The 14,802-nt window shown below is 67.9% G+C and carries 14 protein-coding genes and 3 pseudogenes; 7 read left to right on the top strand and 10 right to left on the bottom strand.

From position 1 onward, the window contains the following. The first annotated feature begins 309 nt into the window (after positions 1-309). Both OG286_RS00990 and OG286_RS00985 read left to right on the top strand, forming a co-directional pair. On the top strand, positions 310-1,542 hold the full coding sequence (locus tag OG286_RS00990) for an IS110 family transposase (protein ID WP_405363906.1): 1,233 nt from the start codon (positions 310-312) through the stop codon (positions 1,540-1,542). 68 nt (positions 1,543-1,610) lie between these two features. Next, the gene (locus OG286_RS00985; protein WP_405363514.1) at positions 1,611-2,231 is read left to right on the top strand and encodes an SMI1/KNR4 family protein; all 621 of its coding nucleotides are present in this window, start codon (positions 1,611-1,613) and stop codon (positions 2,229-2,231) included. Here the strand turns inward: OG286_RS00985 and OG286_RS00980 are convergent. The 3 genes from OG286_RS00980 to OG286_RS00970 form a co-directional block, all read right to left on the bottom strand. Next, positions 2,220-2,792, bottom strand: a complete 573-nt coding sequence (locus tag OG286_RS00980) for a hypothetical protein (RefSeq protein ID WP_405363516.1) — start codon at positions 2,790-2,792, stop codon at positions 2,220-2,222. The genes OG286_RS00985 and OG286_RS00980 overlap by 12 nt on opposite strands. Positions 2,793-2,840: 48 nt before the next feature. Beyond that, positions 2,841-4,481: a hypothetical protein gene (locus OG286_RS00975; protein WP_405363518.1), complete on the bottom strand. Its 1,641-nt coding sequence runs from the start codon at positions 4,479-4,481 to the stop codon at positions 2,841-2,843. 853 nt (positions 4,482-5,334) lie between these two features. Further along, positions 5,335-6,234 carry an IS3 family transposase gene (locus OG286_RS00970; protein WP_405363522.1) on the bottom strand — a complete coding sequence of 300 codons (900 nt, stop codon included), beginning with the start codon at positions 6,232-6,234 and terminating at the stop codon, positions 5,335-5,337. 71 nt (positions 6,235-6,305) lie between these two features. On the opposite strand from OG286_RS00970, the gene OG286_RS00965 reads away from it, so the two are divergent. After that, on the top strand, positions 6,306-6,704 hold the full coding sequence (locus tag OG286_RS00965; RefSeq protein WP_405364594.1) for a helix-turn-helix domain-containing protein: 399 nt from the start codon (positions 6,306-6,308) through the stop codon (positions 6,702-6,704). On the opposite strand, the gene OG286_RS00960 is transcribed toward OG286_RS00965, so the two are convergent. The 4 genes and pseudogenes from OG286_RS00960 to OG286_RS00945 all read right to left on the bottom strand — a co-directional run bounded on the left by OG286_RS00960 (position 6,638) and on the right by OG286_RS00945 (position 9,740). Beyond that, entirely contained in the window at positions 6,638-7,609 is a 972-nt protein-coding gene (locus OG286_RS00960) for an IS3 family transposase (RefSeq protein WP_396325151.1), read from the bottom strand. The two genes, OG286_RS00965 and OG286_RS00960, sit on opposite strands and share 67 nt — an antisense overlap. An 8-nt stretch (positions 7,610-7,617) precedes the next feature. Further along, positions 7,618-8,769, bottom strand: coding sequence for an IS30 family transposase (locus tag OG286_RS00955; RefSeq protein WP_405363526.1), 1,152 nt, complete (start codon positions 8,767-8,769; stop codon positions 7,618-7,620). A 50-nt stretch (positions 8,770-8,819) separates the two neighbouring features. Then, positions 8,820-9,074 (bottom strand): annotated as a pseudogene (locus OG286_RS00950) (transposase); the annotation flags it as partial. 264 nt (positions 9,075-9,338) lie between these two features. Then, positions 9,339-9,740: a hypothetical protein gene (locus OG286_RS00945; RefSeq protein ID WP_396325915.1), complete on the bottom strand. Its 402-nt coding sequence runs from the start codon at positions 9,738-9,740 to the stop codon at positions 9,339-9,341. 349 nt (positions 9,741-10,089) lie between these two features. Here OG286_RS00945 and OG286_RS00940 point away from each other — a divergent pair, with 349 nt between their 5' ends. Beyond that, a complete protein-coding gene (locus tag OG286_RS00940) occupies positions 10,090-10,461 on the top strand; it encodes a hypothetical protein (protein WP_396325914.1) in 372 nt (123 codons plus the stop codon). 210 nt (positions 10,462-10,671) lie between these two features. Here the strand turns inward: OG286_RS00940 and OG286_RS00935 are convergent, their stop codons facing one another. Continuing rightward, a complete protein-coding gene (locus OG286_RS00935; protein ID WP_405363529.1) occupies positions 10,672-11,172 on the bottom strand; it encodes a DUF4232 domain-containing protein in 501 nt (166 codons plus the stop codon). Between the two features lie 214 nt (positions 11,173-11,386). On the opposite strand from OG286_RS00935, the gene OG286_RS00930 reads away from it, so the two are divergent. Genes OG286_RS00930 through OG286_RS00920 form a run of 3 tightly spaced genes read left to right on the top strand, consistent with a single transcriptional unit; the run spans position 11,387 to position 12,707 of the window. Then, complete coding sequence (locus OG286_RS00930) at positions 11,387-11,905, top strand: Hint domain-containing protein (RefSeq protein WP_405363531.1); 519 nt, start codon at positions 11,387-11,389, stop codon at positions 11,903-11,905. 29 nt (positions 11,906-11,934) lie between these two features. Then, the gene (locus OG286_RS00925) at positions 11,935-12,357 is read left to right on the top strand and encodes a hypothetical protein (RefSeq protein WP_396325911.1); all 423 of its coding nucleotides are present in this window, start codon (positions 11,935-11,937) and stop codon (positions 12,355-12,357) included. Beyond that, complete coding sequence (locus OG286_RS00920) at positions 12,354-12,707, top strand: DUF6086 family protein (protein WP_405363534.1); 354 nt, start codon at positions 12,354-12,356, stop codon at positions 12,705-12,707. The genes OG286_RS00925 and OG286_RS00920 overlap by 4 nt, the downstream gene beginning before the upstream one ends. A gap of 193 nt (positions 12,708-12,900) precedes the next feature. Here the strand turns inward: OG286_RS00920 and OG286_RS00915 are convergent. Together OG286_RS00915 and OG286_RS00910 are read right to left on the bottom strand one after the other, a co-directional pair. Beyond that, a pseudogene (locus OG286_RS00915) lies at positions 12,901-13,371 on the bottom strand (tyrosine-type recombinase/integrase); the annotation flags it as partial. Between the two features lie 106 nt (positions 13,372-13,477). Continuing rightward, a pseudogene (locus OG286_RS00910) lies at positions 13,478-14,583 on the bottom strand (hypothetical protein). Positions 14,584-14,802: the final 219 nt, after the last annotated feature.

Raw genomic sequence — 14,802 nt, 5'->3', positions numbered from 1 at the left:
ACGCATGTCTCTGACCTGGCGTTCGACGACGCCCTACCGCAGATCTGCGGCGCTTGGTACCCCGGCCCCGACGGCGGGCGGCCGTGATCATTCGTTGGTGATGTTGGCGGTGCGAGCCCGTTCTACGGTGACCTCTCGAAAGGCCCGAGCCTTGAGCTCCGGCACAGATCGAGGCCCGTGGAGCGAGCTGGTGCCACGCAACAACTAGTGCGATGTCGGCCCGAGACGAGGCCTGGAATTAGGGAGCTGAGTGGCCCCACACGTGCTCGCGGATCAGTGCCCGAGCATGCCCTGACCAGGGAGAACAGCATGATCTACTGCGGGATCGACTGGGCCGAACGGACCCACGACGTCGCCCTCGTTGACGACAGCGGCCAGCTGCTGGCCAAGCGCCGCATCACCGACGACGCGACCGGCTATCAGCTCCTGCTCGACCTCCTCGCCGAACACGGCGACACAGCCGAGGAGCCGATCCCGGTCGCCATCGAGACCGGCCGCGGCCTGCTGGTCGCCATCCTGCGCACCGGCCACCGGAAGGTGTTCGCGATCAATCCGATGGCCGCCGCCCGCTACCGCGACCGCCACGGCGTCTCCCGCAAGAAGTCCGACCCCGGCGACGCCCTGGTCCTGGCGAACATCCTGCGCACCGACATGCCCATGCACCGCCCGCTCCCCGCCGACACCGACCTCGCCCGCGCCATTGCGGTGCTGGCCCGAGCCCAGCAGGACGCCACCTGGAACCGCCAGCAGATCTCCAACCAGCTCCGCTCCCTGCTCCGCGAGTACTACCCCGCCGCCCTCGACGCCTTCGGCCCCTGGCAGAACGGCCTCTGCCGCCCCGAGGCCCGCGAACTCCTCAAACTCGCCCCCACCCCGGCCCGCGCGGCACGGCTGACCCGCAGCCAGATCACTGCCGCCCTCAGACGCGCCGGCCGCAGCCGCAAGCTCGACACCGAGACCGACCGCCTGCGCGAGGTCTTCCGGGCCGAGTACGCCCACCAGCCCCAGCTCGTCGAGGACGCCCTCGGCAAGCAGATGCTCGCCCTCCTGCACCAACTCGACGCCACCTGCCAGGCCACCGAGGAACTCGCCCAGGCCGTCGAGGAACTCTTCCCCCAGCACCCCGACGCGGAGGTCCTGCTGTCCTTTCCGGGCCTGGGCACCCAGCTGGCCGCCCGCGTCCTGGCCGAGGTCGGCGACGACCGCACCCGCTTCGCCGACGCCCGCGGCCTCAAGGCCTACGCCGGAGCCGCGCCGGTCACCCGTGCCTCCGGCAAGAAGAGCCACATCGGCCGGCGCATCGTCAAGAACGACCGCCTCAACCACGCCGGCTACCTCTGGGCGTTCTCCGCCCTCACCGCCTCACCCGGAGCCGGCGCCCACTACCGCGCCCGCCGCGAACACGGACACTGGCACGCCGCCGCCCAACGCCATCTCTTCAACCGCCTGCTCGGACAGCTCCACCACTGCCTCCAACACCACGAACGGTTCGACGAGAACACCGCCTTTCCCGCACCAGCGCTCACCGCAGTCGCGGCTTGACCAGTTGCTTCGCTGAGAGTGCTGCACAGCTTCGGCCGTTGACACCCGGGTGAGGCAGACTGCCCGCCATGACAACGGCTGATCACGACGTCCTGACCTCCTGGAGCCGCGTCGGCACCTGGCTCACTGCGCACACCCGGCGAGGCCCGGCGAGACCAGCGCCGGATGCCGCCCGCCTGGACGCGTTCGAGGCAGACCTCGGCCTGCCCCTTCCCCTGCCCGCCGACCTGCGGGCCTGGTGGCTGCTGCCCGACGTCACCGCGAGCTACTGGATTCCGGAAGCGTTCGCCCCGGTCTCGCTGGACGAGGCCCTGGAGACTCACGAGATCTGGCTCCTGGTCGCAGAGCAGGAAGGCGACTCGTTCGACGAGAACGGTCAGCCCGAGAGCCGCTACCAGCGGGATTTCATGCCGATCGCGTTGAGCCCCGGCGGCGACGGACTGATCGTCGACCTGCGCCCCGGTGACACCCACGGCGCGGTACTCCTCTGGGACCACGAGACCTGGAGCCTGGACGTTCCCCAGTGGGCCTCGGTGACCTCGATGCTCCAGGACATCACCCACGCGCTGGAGACCGGGACACCGGTGCTGCTGAGCCACGCAGCCCTCGGCAGCTCCCAAGAGCCCAGCACCGCCACAATCGACGACGCACTCGATCTCACCTGGCAACCCACCACTCTAGGCCGCTGATAAGACCCGTCCCGCTTGACGCTTAACCACGTGCGATGTCTGCGGTTCTACCAGCCGTCCGTCGCCCGGACGTCCCCGGAGATCGCGTAGCGGCGGCAAGCGAGGATCTCGGCGGTGCCGATCCGCCACCCGCGCGAGGATGTCCTCAGCCTGGCGGTCGGAGATGCAGGCCGGGACGACCTCCAGGGCCAGGACGCCGATCCGGTGCTGGGTCGCGTGGTTCTGGGACACCGGGTCGCGGCCGGCGCTGACGTGGCGGCGCCAGGCTTCGGCGGTGAAGCCGCCCGGCGCGGGGCCGGTATCCAGCTCGGCGGCCGGGATGTCGGGGCGGGCGCGGACCTCGGCGACCGCGGCGGCGACGATCCCGCCGACCGTCCCGGCCGGGAGCACGGCGCCGCCGGCGTCCTGGTGTGCGTCGGTGAGGCGGTCGGCGATCAGGTCGGTGAGCTCCGCGGTGCGGCCTTTGAGGTCGACGACCGCGCGAACCGGCAGGACCAGGTCGGTGCTGTCCCACGCGTGGGACACCCCGAGCTCGGCCCGGACGGTGCCCTCGATCGACACCCGGGGTCAAGCCCCAGCTTCCGGCCGGACCACCCGCCCGGCCTTCGCCTACTGCTTGGCCGCCGCAGCCTTCCTCACCTCCTCTGCGCGATCAAGCTGCTCAGCGGCCGAGAGGTTCCCGGCCCGGGCCGTGATCCGGCCGGAGGGGGTGTAGGTGTAGGTGGTCTGGTCGAGGGAGGTGGTGCCGAGCTGGCGGTCGACGAAGGAGTTGATGACCCGCCCGGTGGCCCAGTCGTACTGCTGGGTGGAGACGACCTGCTTGCCGTACTCGCCGACCGTCGTGCGGACGGGGCGAGCGAGTGCGTCGTAGGCGACCTGGGCTACCACGGCCTTGCTGAGGCTGGCGGAGGAGGTCAGCAGGCCGGTAATGGTGCGGCCCATGCTCACGGTCTCGGCCGGCAGGCCGCCTGCGGCGGGGATGCCGACCTTCGTCAGGGAGCCGATGACGGGGCTGTAGGTGTTGGTGGTGGTGTAAGTCCCGGCGAATGCGTCCTCGTTCGCGGGGATGGCACCGGCCGGTCCGTCCGTGGACTTCGGGATGGTGACCGAGATGCCGAGCGGGCGGTAGGCGGTGTCGTAGCCCGTCACCGCGGTGGTGTAGGCCGCTCCGGTGGCGCCTCCGACGTAGCGGGTGGAGGAAGTGGCAAGGCCCTTGACAAGGCTGTCGTAGGTCCAGGACGCCAGCTGGTTCGCGGGGGCGACGCTGCTGTTGTAGAGGCCGGTCCTTCGGCCGAGCAGGTCGTAGGTGTAGGCGAGGACGTTGCCCTTGGCGTCGACGGTGTGGTCGATCTGGGACTTGGCGTCGTAGAACGTCTGGGTGGTTCCGGTGTCAGGGTCGGTTGCCGAGACCTGGCGTCCCAGCAGGTCGTAGGTGGAGGTCCAGGTGTTGCCGCTGCTGTCGGTGTGGGAGGCCGGCAGGCCCGCCGGCGTGTAGTTGTAGGTGGTGACGTCGGCGTCGGCGGGGTTGCCGGTGGCCGTGGGGGTGCGGTACTGCCAGGCAGCGGTGGTCCGTCCGCGGGCGTCGGTCACCGTTGACGCGGGTGAGGCCCCGGAGGGCGGGGTGGTGTCGGTGCGGTCCGCGCCCGGGTAGGCCAGGGTGGTGGCCCACTGGAGATTGCCGTACGAGCGGAACTCCGAGCGAACGATGCGGCCGTTGCCGTCGTAGGTGTTCCAGGCCTGGCCCGGGACCTGTCCGTCGTTGGCCGGCATGAAGATCGACTCGTTTGGGAACGAGGACGCCTCGTAGTACGGGTCGGACGTCTTTATCGCCCAGCCGTGCGTGTCGTAGACGGTGTCGGTGATCAGGCGGCCGGTCGGCTTGGCGTCACTGGTGCGCTGGCTCTGGCGGAGCCGGTCGAGGCCGTCGTAGAGGTCGACGTTCGCGGAGTAGGTCGTCGCGTCGTCGTTGATCCACTCGGTTTTGACGGTGGACGGGCCGGTGGTGCCCTTGACGGAGTAGGAGTACTTCTGGGTCGGGAGTTCGGCGGTCGGCCGGTCCGGAGCCCACACCGCGGTGACGCGCCCCAGGGCGTCGTACTGTGCGGTGGTCACACGGTCATTGGCGTCTTTGCTGGTCAGCGGTGAGCCGCGGGCCGGGTCCTGGGTGATGGTGGTGGTCCAGGCCGCACCCATCGGACCGGTGGTGCGGACTTCGGACGGCAGAGTGCCGACCGAAGGGTTGTACGACACCGCAGTCACCGCGGGGATGAGGCTGGCGGGGGCTCAGCTGGCTACCGGCGGGGCCGTAGGTGGATCCGTCGGTGGCGGCCGTGGTCAGGGGCCGGCCATAGCTGTCGTAGGTGACGGTGCCGTTGTGGGCGTAGACCGGCTGACCGTTCGCGTCGTGGTGGTCAAGGACCAGTTCGCTGGTGGGATCACCGGTCGTGCCCGCCTGACCGAAGGGCTTTCCGTCGTACAGGGTGCGGGTGCCACCGAGAGTGTTGGCCGCACTGGGCGTCGTTCCGCAACCGCCCTGAATCTTGATCTGCTCGGAGACCGGGCCAGGCGCTGGGGGTCGGCGCTAGTCGCGTAGTTGGTGACGACACAGGTCTCGGGGGTAGCGGCGGTGCCGTCGCCCCTGTCGTTGACCTGGGTGACACGGTTGCCATGTGAGGGGTCAGTGGTGGTGGCGGCGGTGGTCGTGCGCCAGCTGCCGTCGGCCAGCTTGGCCCTCGAGACCGTGGTGACCTGCGAGTCCGGGTACCGCGCGTAGATCTTCGGCGCGCCAGCGCTCTGGGCGCGGGTTGCTGTGACCTGCTGCCCGTTGAAGGTGTTGCCGGAGATGGCCTGGACAGTTCCGCCGGCCTTGTCGAAGACCTCCGTGGCGACGACGCGGCCGCTCAGCCAGTCGCTGTCGGTGACCGTTCCGCCCAGCGGGTTGGGAACGTCGGTGTCCTGAGCAGTGCGTTGGCTGGTGCCGTTGGCGAGATAGTCGCCGAGCATGCCACGCAGGTAGGTGACCGTCTGCTGGGTCTTGGGAGCCTCGGTACTGGAACCGCTGCCGGTGGTGCGGGCTTTGCCCTATTTTGTAGACACTCGCCTGTTATGCGACCAGGTCCAGGTTAATGACGCTCGTGGCGTGCTGCCGCTCGTACTCGACCGGGCTGCGGTAGCCGAGGGCGGAGTGTCGCCGCCTTCGGTTGTACCAGGCCATCCAGGCGAAGACCGCCACACGGGCCTGTGCCCGGTTCAGCCAGCGTGAGCCGTAGAGCAGTTCGCGCTTCAACGTGGCGAAGAACGACTCGGCCATCGCGTTGTCGTAGCTGGAGCCGACCCGGCCCATCGAACGCCGTATCCCGTGCGCCCGGCAGACCTCGGCGAACGCACCCGACGTATATTGCGCCCCGCGGTCGGAGTGAAATACCACGCCGCGCACGTCGCCGCCCCGGGCGTCGGCAGCGGCCCGGACCGCGTCGACGACCAGGCCGGCGCTCATGTGCTCGGCCAGTGACCAGCCCACGACCCGCCGCGAGTGCATGTCGATCACCGTCGCCAGGTACATCCACGTCCCGCCGACCGGCAGGTACGTGATGTCTCCGCACCAGCGCACATCCGGGCCGGGCGCGGAGAAGTCCCGCCCGACCAGGTCCGGTGCGGGCGAAACGCTCCGGTCCGCGACCGTCGTGCGGACCGTGCGCCGCAGATGCCGGCCGGCGATCCCGCGCTCGCGCATGAGACGGGCGACGCGCTTGTGGTTCACCGCACCGTGCCGCTCCCGCAGCTCCCGGGTGATCCTCGGGACCCCGTAGGCGCCGTTCGACTCGCCGTGGATCTCCTCGATCCGCGCGCCCAGGTCCTCGTCGGCGGCCCTGCGTGCCGCCCGGGTGGCCGCCGCGGCGATCCACCGGTAGAAACCGGAGGCCGAAACGTCCAGCACCCGACACAGCCGCTGTACTCCATACAGGTCACGGAACTCGGAGATGAACCGCCAGCGGCCGGTCATCGACCCATCGCCTTGGCAAAATACGCGGCGGTGCACTCAACCCGTCAGCGCAACATCCCAGGTGACGGAGGATGTGGCGCATGGCGAGGTTGGGTCGTCCGGGCATGTCGGACACACAGAAGCGAGAGTTGTGGGACCGCTGGAAGGCCGGTGAGTCGATCAGTGAGATCTCGCGGGCACTGGGCAGGCCGCCTGGATCGATCTTCACGATCATCAAGTCCAACGGCGGCTACGTTCCACCGGTCCGGCAACGGAGGCCGGGTCAACTGACCCTTCATGAGCGGGAGTCGATCTCGCGCGGTCTCGCTCGGGGCGACTCGATACGTGAGATAGCCCGCACCCTGGGTCGTGCCCCCTCGACCGTCAGCCGGGTGAGCTTCCCCCGCTGTGCGGGAGGCGTTGATTACCTGGTCAGGATGGGTGTGGGTGGTTCGACGGCCACTGGTTCGGCCGTCGCCTGGTCGGCGTAGAACTTCGCCTCGTACTCGTCGGGGCTGAGCCAGCCGAGCCGTTTCTGGATACGGCGGGTGTTGTACCAGCCGTCGATGTAGGCGAACAGGGCCAGGTCGGCGTCGGTGCGGGTCTCGAAGGTCGTGCGCCGCACGCACTCGGTCTTCAGCACGCTCCAGAAGTTCTCCGCGAGAGCGTTGTCGAACGAGTCGCCCACGCTTCCCATGCTCGGCTCGATTCCCGCCTTCAGCAGTCGAGTTGTGAGCTTGATGGACGTGTATTGACACCCGTGATCGCTGTGATGGATCAGCTTCCCGGGCTCGACGGGCCGGCCGTGCAGCGCGTACTCCAGGGCGGTGAGGACCAGGTCGGCGTCCGCCCGCTCCGAAGTGTGCCAGCCCACGATCCGGCGGGAGAAGGCGTCGCGGATCGTGGCCAGCCACCACGGGCCCTCACCGGTCGGGATCAGCGAGATGTCGGCCACCCATAGCCGGTTCGGCACGTCGGCGGTGAAGTCGCGCTGCACCAGGTCCGGGGCGAGGTCGTCCGCCGGGTCGCGGCGGGTGAAGGAGCGGGGCCGACGCGGGCTGACGCCCTGGATGCCGGCCTGGCGCATGAGGCGTTCGACTCGCTTTCGGCCGACCCGGGTGCCCTCGCGCCGCAGGACGGCGTGGACGCGCGGGGAGCCGTAGGTCTCGTCGGAGTCGGCGTGGATACGGCGGATGTGCTCGGTCAGCTCGGCGTCGTGGCGCTTGCGCTCGCACGGCTCGGCGGCCTCGCGGCGCCAGCGGTAGTAGGTGGAGGCGGGGATGTGCAGTTCCCGGAGGACGGGCTCGGCCCCGAAGCGGTCCTGGTGCTCGTCGATGAGCTTCAGTACCGTCGCCGGGTCGGGTCGAGCTCCTGGGCGAAAAAAGCCGAGGTGCACTCAACCCGTCAGCGCAACAGGGGCTCCAGCCTATCGGCCGGCGTGTCGAAGTCCAGGGTCTTTCGGGGCCGTGTGTTCAGCTTCAAGGCGATCGCGTCGAGGTCCTCCTGGGTCAGGTGCTCCATGCTCGTGCCCTTGGGCATGTACTGACGCAGCAGGCGGTTGGTGTTCTCGTTCGTGCCGCGCTGCCAGGGGCTTCGCGGGTCGGCGAAGTACACGCTCAAGCCGGTCGCGGCGGTGACGTCCTTGTGTCCGGCCAGCTCCATCCCGCGGTCCCAGGTGAGAGACTTCCTGAGCTCGACGGGCAGATCGAGCATCTTGGCGGACAATTTCGCGGTGACGGTGGCCATGTCCCGCCCGTCGAGCTGGACGAGGACCGTGAACCGAGTGGAGCGTTCGACGACTGTGGCGATCTGGGTCAGCCCGCGACCGAGGAGAAGGTCGCCTTCCCAGTGGCCCGGAATCGCGCGATCGTCTGCCTCGGCAGGCCGCTCGCTGATCGAGACCGCTTCCTTGATCTGCGAACGCCACTGCCCCGTAACGGTGTTGTGAATGTTGCGGCGCGTCGGGCGGCCGGACCTCAGATGCTTCTGGAGCTCCTTGGCGAGCACGCCACGGGCCTGGATGAACAAGGACTTGTAGATCGTCTCGTGGCTCACCCGCATCCCCGATCCGGCAGCGCAGACCTTGGCCAGATGGCCGGAGATCTGCTCCGGTGACCAGTCTTCGGCAAGCTTCTCAGCCACGAAGTCCCGAAGCGGCCCGTTGGAGGCGAGCAGGCACGGTTGCCGGCGCCGGGCGCGGTCCCAGGCGCGGTCCTCGGCATCCACAGCCCGGTAGCGGGCGCCTCCCTTGTTGCGGGTGATCTCCCGGCTGACGGTCGAGGGGGCACGACCCAGGGTGCGGGCTATCTCACGTATCGAGTCGCCCCGAGCGAGACCGCGCGAGATCGACTCCCGCTCATGAAGGGTCAGTTGACCCGGCCTCCGTTGCCGGACCGGTGGAACGTAGCCGCCGTTGGACTTGATGATCGTGAAGATCGATCCAGGCGGCCTGCCCAGTGCCCGCGAGATCTCACTGATCGACTCACCGGCCTTCCAGCGGTCCCACAACTCTCGCTTCTGTGTGTCCGACATGCCCGGACGACCCAACCTCGCCATGCGCCACATCCTCCGTCACCTGGGATGTTGCGCTGACGGGTTGAGTGCACCGAGGCGGCCTTGAGGATCTCGCAGGACCGGCGGAGCTCGGCGTTCTCCATGCGCAGAGCGGCCAGTTCCTCCTTCTCCGCGGTGGTCAGCCGGTCGTCCCGTTCGCCCCGGTCCGCCTCGTCCTGGCGGATCCAGTTGCGCAGGGCCTCGTGGTGCACGCCCAGGTCGCGGGCCATCTTGCGGATCACGGGCTTCGGGTCGGCGGTGCGGTACATCTCCACCGCACGCCGTCGCAACTCGGGCGGGTACTTCATCGGTGCGGCCATGGCAGAGGCTCCCTTCTCATGGCCCATCAGGCCATCTCCGGCAACCTTCCGCACGTCGGGGGAACCTCAGACCAGCGGGGGCAACGGCGCATGCCAGCCGGTGAACGATGCCGGAAAGCCGTGTGCGGGAGAACTGCGTGCGCGGTTTGAAGCGGCGGGGACTGGAAACGGAGCCACAGCCACCGCGCCAGTCCCCGACCCTACTGAGGACGCTTCCGGCTGACGCGGACTCCACCCAGCCGGGAGGCCAAGTTAGTTCTTGTAACAGAGGTAGATGTACTTTCCGCCGGCGCCCTTGTTGAGGTCCGTGGGCGCGCGCTTGTAGCCGGCCGGAGGGTTGGGGTTCGCTTCGCTGGACGCGATCACCTTGAAGTCCAGGATGGGGTTTCCGGGTTGCCTCGTGAAGCAGAGGTAGAGGTAGTCCCCGCCGGCCCCCTTGTTGAGGTCGACGTCGATCTTCTCGTACATGGGCGGCGGGGTGACACCGTCGTCGAGGATGTAGACATCGGTGACGGGAGGCATGGTCCCGTCCCGCTCGAACGTGAGGTACAGGTAGTCGCCGCCGGCACCGGCGTTCAGGTCCGTGGGGTCCTTGATCCAGCCGGGAGGAGGCGGCTGCTGTCCGTCCAGCACGTCCACATTGGTCACGGTCATGAAGCGTCCTTTCAGGTCGCCAGTCATCGACCCTGCGCGCGTAACCGCGCTGTTCTGGCCGACTCTCACATCCAGGGATACCGACACCCGCTCGATCGGCCGGGCATTGTCACCCGTCCGGAGCGTGTCCGCCCACAGGTGGGCCCACGGCATCGATCGGCCCACCACGGTCACACCGGCCTCAAGAGTCTCCGGCCGCCGGGAACGGCTCGCCGGCCTCCTGTAGGCGACCTCCCCGGCCACCCGCGCCCGCCAGGCCCAGGCCACCGTCCTGCCGGTCCTGGAATCGCTGCACCTGCTGGTCCCGCACGGGGGGCTGGCCAAGGGCACGGTCACCGAGGCCACCGACATGGGCTTGCTCCTGGCGCTCGCTGCCGGGCCGGCGACGGTGGACCGCTACGCCTGGACGGCGGCCGACGGGCTCCCGGACTTGGGGTTGGCCGCGGCCGCCGGCTACGGCCTCGACCTGGCCCGCCTTGTCGTGGCCGACCACCCCGGCGACCACTACGCGGAGGTGGTCACCGCGCTCGCCGCCGCCTGCCCCGTCGTCCTCGCCGCCCCACCCACCGGCCTCGCGCCACGCGCCCTCGAACGCCTCGCCGCCCAACTGCGCCGCAACGGCACCGTCCTCCTCACCCCCGGACCCTGGCCCGGCGCACAGCTGCGCCTGGAGGTGACGGCCAGGGCCTGGTCGGGGCTGGGGGAGGGGCATGGGAGCTGACTGGGCGGCAGGTTGTGGTGACCGCGTCCGGGCGGGGTTCGGCCGCGCGGCCGCGCAGCGCGGAGCTGTGGCTGCCGGACTCGGTCGGTGGCGTCACCGCGGTGCAGGAGAGCGTTGGCACCGTCGGCCTGCCTGAAGATGGCCAGGTCGCCGCGCTGGCGTAGAAGAGGCCGGGGGAGAGCCGGGGTGAATTGAGGTAGCTCGCTTGCTCTAGAAGTCGTCGGCTCCGTTGCGCAGCTCGGGCGTCCAGTAGCCGGTGGCCCAGGCGGCCGGGTCGACGGCGATGCCTTCGGCGCCGGGTGCCTTGACGGTGGCCTGGCCGCTGCTGCCGCGCAGGGTGACGGAGAAGGCGGTCACGGGCTCGTTGTTCTCGTGGACGCCGTCGTTGGAGAGTTTCACGAGGGCGTAGGCGGGGGCGCCGGCGGTGAGGACGACGGGGGCGGCGGGCTTGCTCTTGGCCACGGCGGGGACGTTCTCGCGGTGGCTTTCGAGGAACTGGATCTGCGGGTACTCGTTGAGCCGGCAGCTGTGGCCGGTGGTGTTCTTCGCGGTCAGGACGATGTGGGTGTAGGGCGGGCCGCTCTGGAGGGTGGCGTTGATGGCGACGTCCTTGACGGTGCACGGCGGCGCGGACGCCGCCGCCGGGTCGGCGGGTGCCTGTGAGGCGCCGGCCGGCGGCGTGGCGGAATCATGTGCGTCCCCGCCATGCACCGGAGCCTTCTGCAAGCCAGGCGGCGGTAACCACTGCACATACGTTCTGAAGGATCCGTGCGGAACGGGGTCATCCGGTGGCGGAACTGAAGGAGGGTCCCTCGCTGACCTGGGCTGGGGAATCGTCATCGGGACCGCGCAGTTCGCGGAAGACGTCGAGAACGTTGTAAATCCAGGCTGCTGGTTCACTGATGACTGCAAGGGAGGTTCCGATATGGTTCGCAACTTTGCAAAGAACCATGGAGCAAATCCCAAATCCTTCAGATTCAAATCCGGCGAGGATGCCGGATACGAAGCCGGCGGGGCTGCGCTTGGGCCGATTGGCGCCGAAGAATCACTGATCAAAAGTCAGGCTGAAGCCGCTGCAGCCGCTAGGTCGCGGTTCGCCCTGACACGAGGAGCGCACTGCAGCTTCACCCCCGAAACTGAAGTGCTGATGGCAGACGGCAGCACGAAGCCAATCTCCGATGTCGCCATAGGCGACGAAGTCCTCGCTGCTGATCAGAACGATGTCACCAACCAGGGGCCCGAGCAAGTCGCGGCTACTTGGGTACACAATGACTCCAATCTGGTCGATATTTCGATTCGAGCCGAGTCGGGCGAGCAAGTAACTATTCACACTACGATGAACCATCCCTTCTGGGATGACACCACCCAGGAGTGGGGCCTGCAGGGCTGCTCCCCCAAGGCCATCACCTCAAGACGCCATCCGGACAGAGCGCCCAGGTCGTAGCACTGCATGCCATTCGAGGCCTGCAGAATATGTACAATCTGACGGTCGACAACCGTCACACGTACTATGTACTGGCAGGGACCACGCCGGTTCTCGTGCATAACACTGGACCGGGCTGTGGGCTGCTTGAGGGTGAGCGGGATTATGACGTGTATCATCCAGAGACCGGAAATAGGATCACTGATATTGATCACGTCGGCGGGGGTGTGCTCTGGGAAGAGAAGAGCGCACTGTATGGCGATGACGGCTGGATTTCTAAGCAGATTGACGGAAAGCTGAAGAAGTATATCGAGGCTCGCCAACACATGCCTGGATATGAAAATGCTCCCATCGGTTTCCGGCTGACCAATCCCTCGATTGACCCTCGCTTCCGATCTGCACTTGAATCACACATCGATAATCTGAGGCAGGCGAATCCTGGCGTGGATATCAGGCTGGAGTTTGCTCAATGAGCTATTATTTCGAGGTTGCCGGCGAGACCGTATGGGATCCATCTCTCCGCATTGGAAAGTGGTACCTGTCCTTCGCGGAGAGTGCGGCAGAGCTGGTCCAGCGCCCGACTGGCTTGACGCCGTCGGATGATGATACGTGCGCCGTAGACGTTCAGGTATTTCGACAGTTCGTCGAGGGCTTGCTCGACTGCTACGGCTCGACACGGCACCCAGTTCAGCATGATCTAATGCGAGGCGTGCTACTCGCATCTCTCGTAATGTTGGGGCGCGGAGGGGTTGTGATTTCTCCAAAATCCGAGAGGGAAGCATCCCTGCTGGAGGAAGTGGAAACCTTTGCACGCTCGATGTAGGAAATAATCGGATAGCTCTCGATGTGATCGAGTGATAGACCGATGGCCGGCTCGGAGTGCGGGTTGTGAGAAGAATTGTTGGCCGCTTTCAAGGCGATTCCTCTTGAGTTGAGATGGAATAGCGAAATCCCCCGTCGGAACGGATTCCGGCGGGGGATTTCGCCGTCTTGACGGCAGTAGTTGGACGGCAACGTCAGCGGACGGGTGCTGCACAAAGCGGTGGATCGTCGCCGTCGTCTGGCTGGGCGGGGTCGCGGAGGGCGTTGCCGAGGAGGTCGATGGCGTCGCGCTGGAGGCGGAGCCGGACGTGGGCGTACACCGTTGCGGTCACGCCGATGTGGGCATGGCCCAACAACTCCTTGATGACGACGAGTTCGACGCCCTGTTCCAGGAGGAGGGTGGCCGCCGAGTGTCGGAGGTCATGGAAACGGATGCGGCGGAGCGTGGCCCGGCGGAGCAGGGTGTTGAAGTGACGGGTGAGGGTGGCTCCTTCGATCGGGGAGCCGTCGGGCCGGGTGAAGACGTAGCCGCTCGACTTCCAGCCCGTCCCCGCCGCATGGCGTTCATGACGTTGCCGGGTGCGGTGCTGTTCGAGGGAGCGCAGGCAGGGCGTGGGCAGGGCGATGCGCCGTTCCGAGCTCTGCGTCTTGGTCGGTGGCTTTGTTCACGAGAACGGACAGCAGATGTTCACCACTTCGGGAGGCACCTCTGCCCGGCCCCGTTCGATTGCGGCAGTCTCGGAAAGGGTGTCGATGCCCTCGGTCGGTCGGTTAGAAGAGACCGGCGAGCATGTGCTGCGTGAGGTTCTCGGCTACGTCGCGGAGCCACGGGCTGCGGACGGCTGGCAGCCGGACCAGGGTGTGCTGGAACACTCTGGGGTCGGCCCGAAACAGGCGATTGGGGCGCATCGCGGGCGCGTCGAAGTCGTCACGGAGGACGCCGTCAGGCAGGCTGCCCGTCGTGGGAACGGGGAGGCCGGGCTCGGGGGAGACCATCGACCGCCACACCCCGAACGGCAGCGGCACCCGGTACGCCGAACTGGCCGGAGCCCAGACTTCCCCGGTCTGCGGATGGATCGGGACGATCAGGATGTCAGCTTCCGCTCCGGGAGTGGGGCGTCCCGGTCCAGTCAGGACGGCGCGCCGCACCGATGGCCCGGCGGGCAGCAGGGCGTCGAGGGCACGTTGGAACACCGCCTTGGCCAGGCAGTCAGGGACGGTCACCGGTCCGCCTTGCGAGGCTGCCAGCAGGTGCGCGAGCGCCAGGCCGGCTGCCGCCTCCCACTGTGGGCTCCATGACCAGTAGTGGCTCGTCCCTCGCTGTGATCCCCATGTGGAAATCGGCTCGAACGGCGGCGTTCCCAGGCTTTGCTCCATCAGCTCCTTCCAGGAAGGCGGCGCGGCGACGGCCCCCTCTACAGGGAGACGGCACACGGCGTCCGGGGCGAGCCATACGGCTTGCCACAGAGAGCAGTCGTCGATCCGGCGTGCTACGGGCAGACCGCATGCCGTGCACGCCATGTTGGGACCGTCCGACCCATCAAGGCCGCAGCACGAGCCTCCGCCGCGCCTCTCCGGGATCAGCACCGTGCCGCAGGCGTCGCCGGGTGCGAGGACGATCGCGCCCGGTGCGCCGTCGCTGAGGGCGTAGACAGGCGCGTAGATGCCACGGGCCGTCGCCTCGTCCGGATCGGTCTCCTCCCACCTCCGCAGGGCGGCCCCGAGGGCTCCGGGTCCACGGCGAACGTGCCCGAGTCCATGAGCACCGGAAGCTGGACGCCGTTCCCGTACTGCTGATGGGCGTGGACCGGCAGTGCGACCTGGGACAGCGGGGTGGTCAGCTCGGAGCCGCACCCAGCACACACAAAAACGAACAAATGTCCTCCGCTAGAGAAGCAGCGGGCATCGTCGCAGCTTCGCGGTGGACCGGCCAACACGTTTACTCAGCCCTGTTGAGCCGAACTCCACCATGGCGTAGAGCATCACCGTTCGAATACTCGACGCAGTCGGTGCCTCCCGAAGTGGTGAACATCTGTTGTCCGTTCTCGTGAGCAAAGCCACTCAAGGAGGCCCGCCGTCCGCTGCGCCGGATCTTC

Source organism: Kitasatospora sp. NBC_00039, from assembly GCF_045160625.1.
In the GTDB taxonomy this organism is placed as follows: Bacteria; Actinomycetota; Actinomycetes; order Streptomycetales; family Streptomycetaceae; genus Kitasatospora.
Note: the sequence above shows the minus strand (reverse complement) of the source record. Positions and strands in the feature narration are given on the sequence as shown.

Bases quoted from the DNA above. Each gene is read 5' to 3' on its own strand.
- OG286_RS00920 (WP_405363534.1), top strand. From the start codon at position 12,354: ATGAGCTATTATTTCGAGGTTGCCGGCGAGACCGTATGGGATCCATCT.
- OG286_RS00940 (WP_396325914.1), top strand. From the start codon at position 10,090: ATGGGCTTGCTCCTGGCGCTCGCTGCCGGGCCGGCGACGGTGGACCGC.
- OG286_RS00955 (WP_405363526.1), bottom strand. From the start codon at position 8,769: ATGGCGAGGTTGGGTCGTCCGGGCATGTCGGACACACAGAAGCGAGAG.
- OG286_RS00990 (WP_405363906.1), top strand. From the start codon at position 310: ATGATCTACTGCGGGATCGACTGGGCCGAACGGACCCACGACGTCGCC.
- OG286_RS00965 (WP_405364594.1), top strand. From the start codon at position 6,306: ATGTGGCGCATGGCGAGGTTGGGTCGTCCGGGCATGTCGGACACACAG.
- OG286_RS00925 (WP_396325911.1), top strand. From the start codon at position 11,935: ATGTACAATCTGACGGTCGACAACCGTCACACGTACTATGTACTGGCA.
- OG286_RS00945 (WP_396325915.1), bottom strand. From the start codon at position 9,740: ATGACCGTGACCAATGTGGACGTGCTGGACGGACAGCAGCCGCCTCCT.
- OG286_RS00930 (WP_405363531.1), top strand. From the start codon at position 11,387: ATGGTTCGCAACTTTGCAAAGAACCATGGAGCAAATCCCAAATCCTTC.
- OG286_RS00985 (WP_405363514.1), top strand. From the start codon at position 1,611: ATGACAACGGCTGATCACGACGTCCTGACCTCCTGGAGCCGCGTCGGC.
- OG286_RS00970 (WP_405363522.1), bottom strand. From the start codon at position 6,234: ATGACCGGCCGCTGGCGGTTCATCTCCGAGTTCCGTGACCTGTATGGA.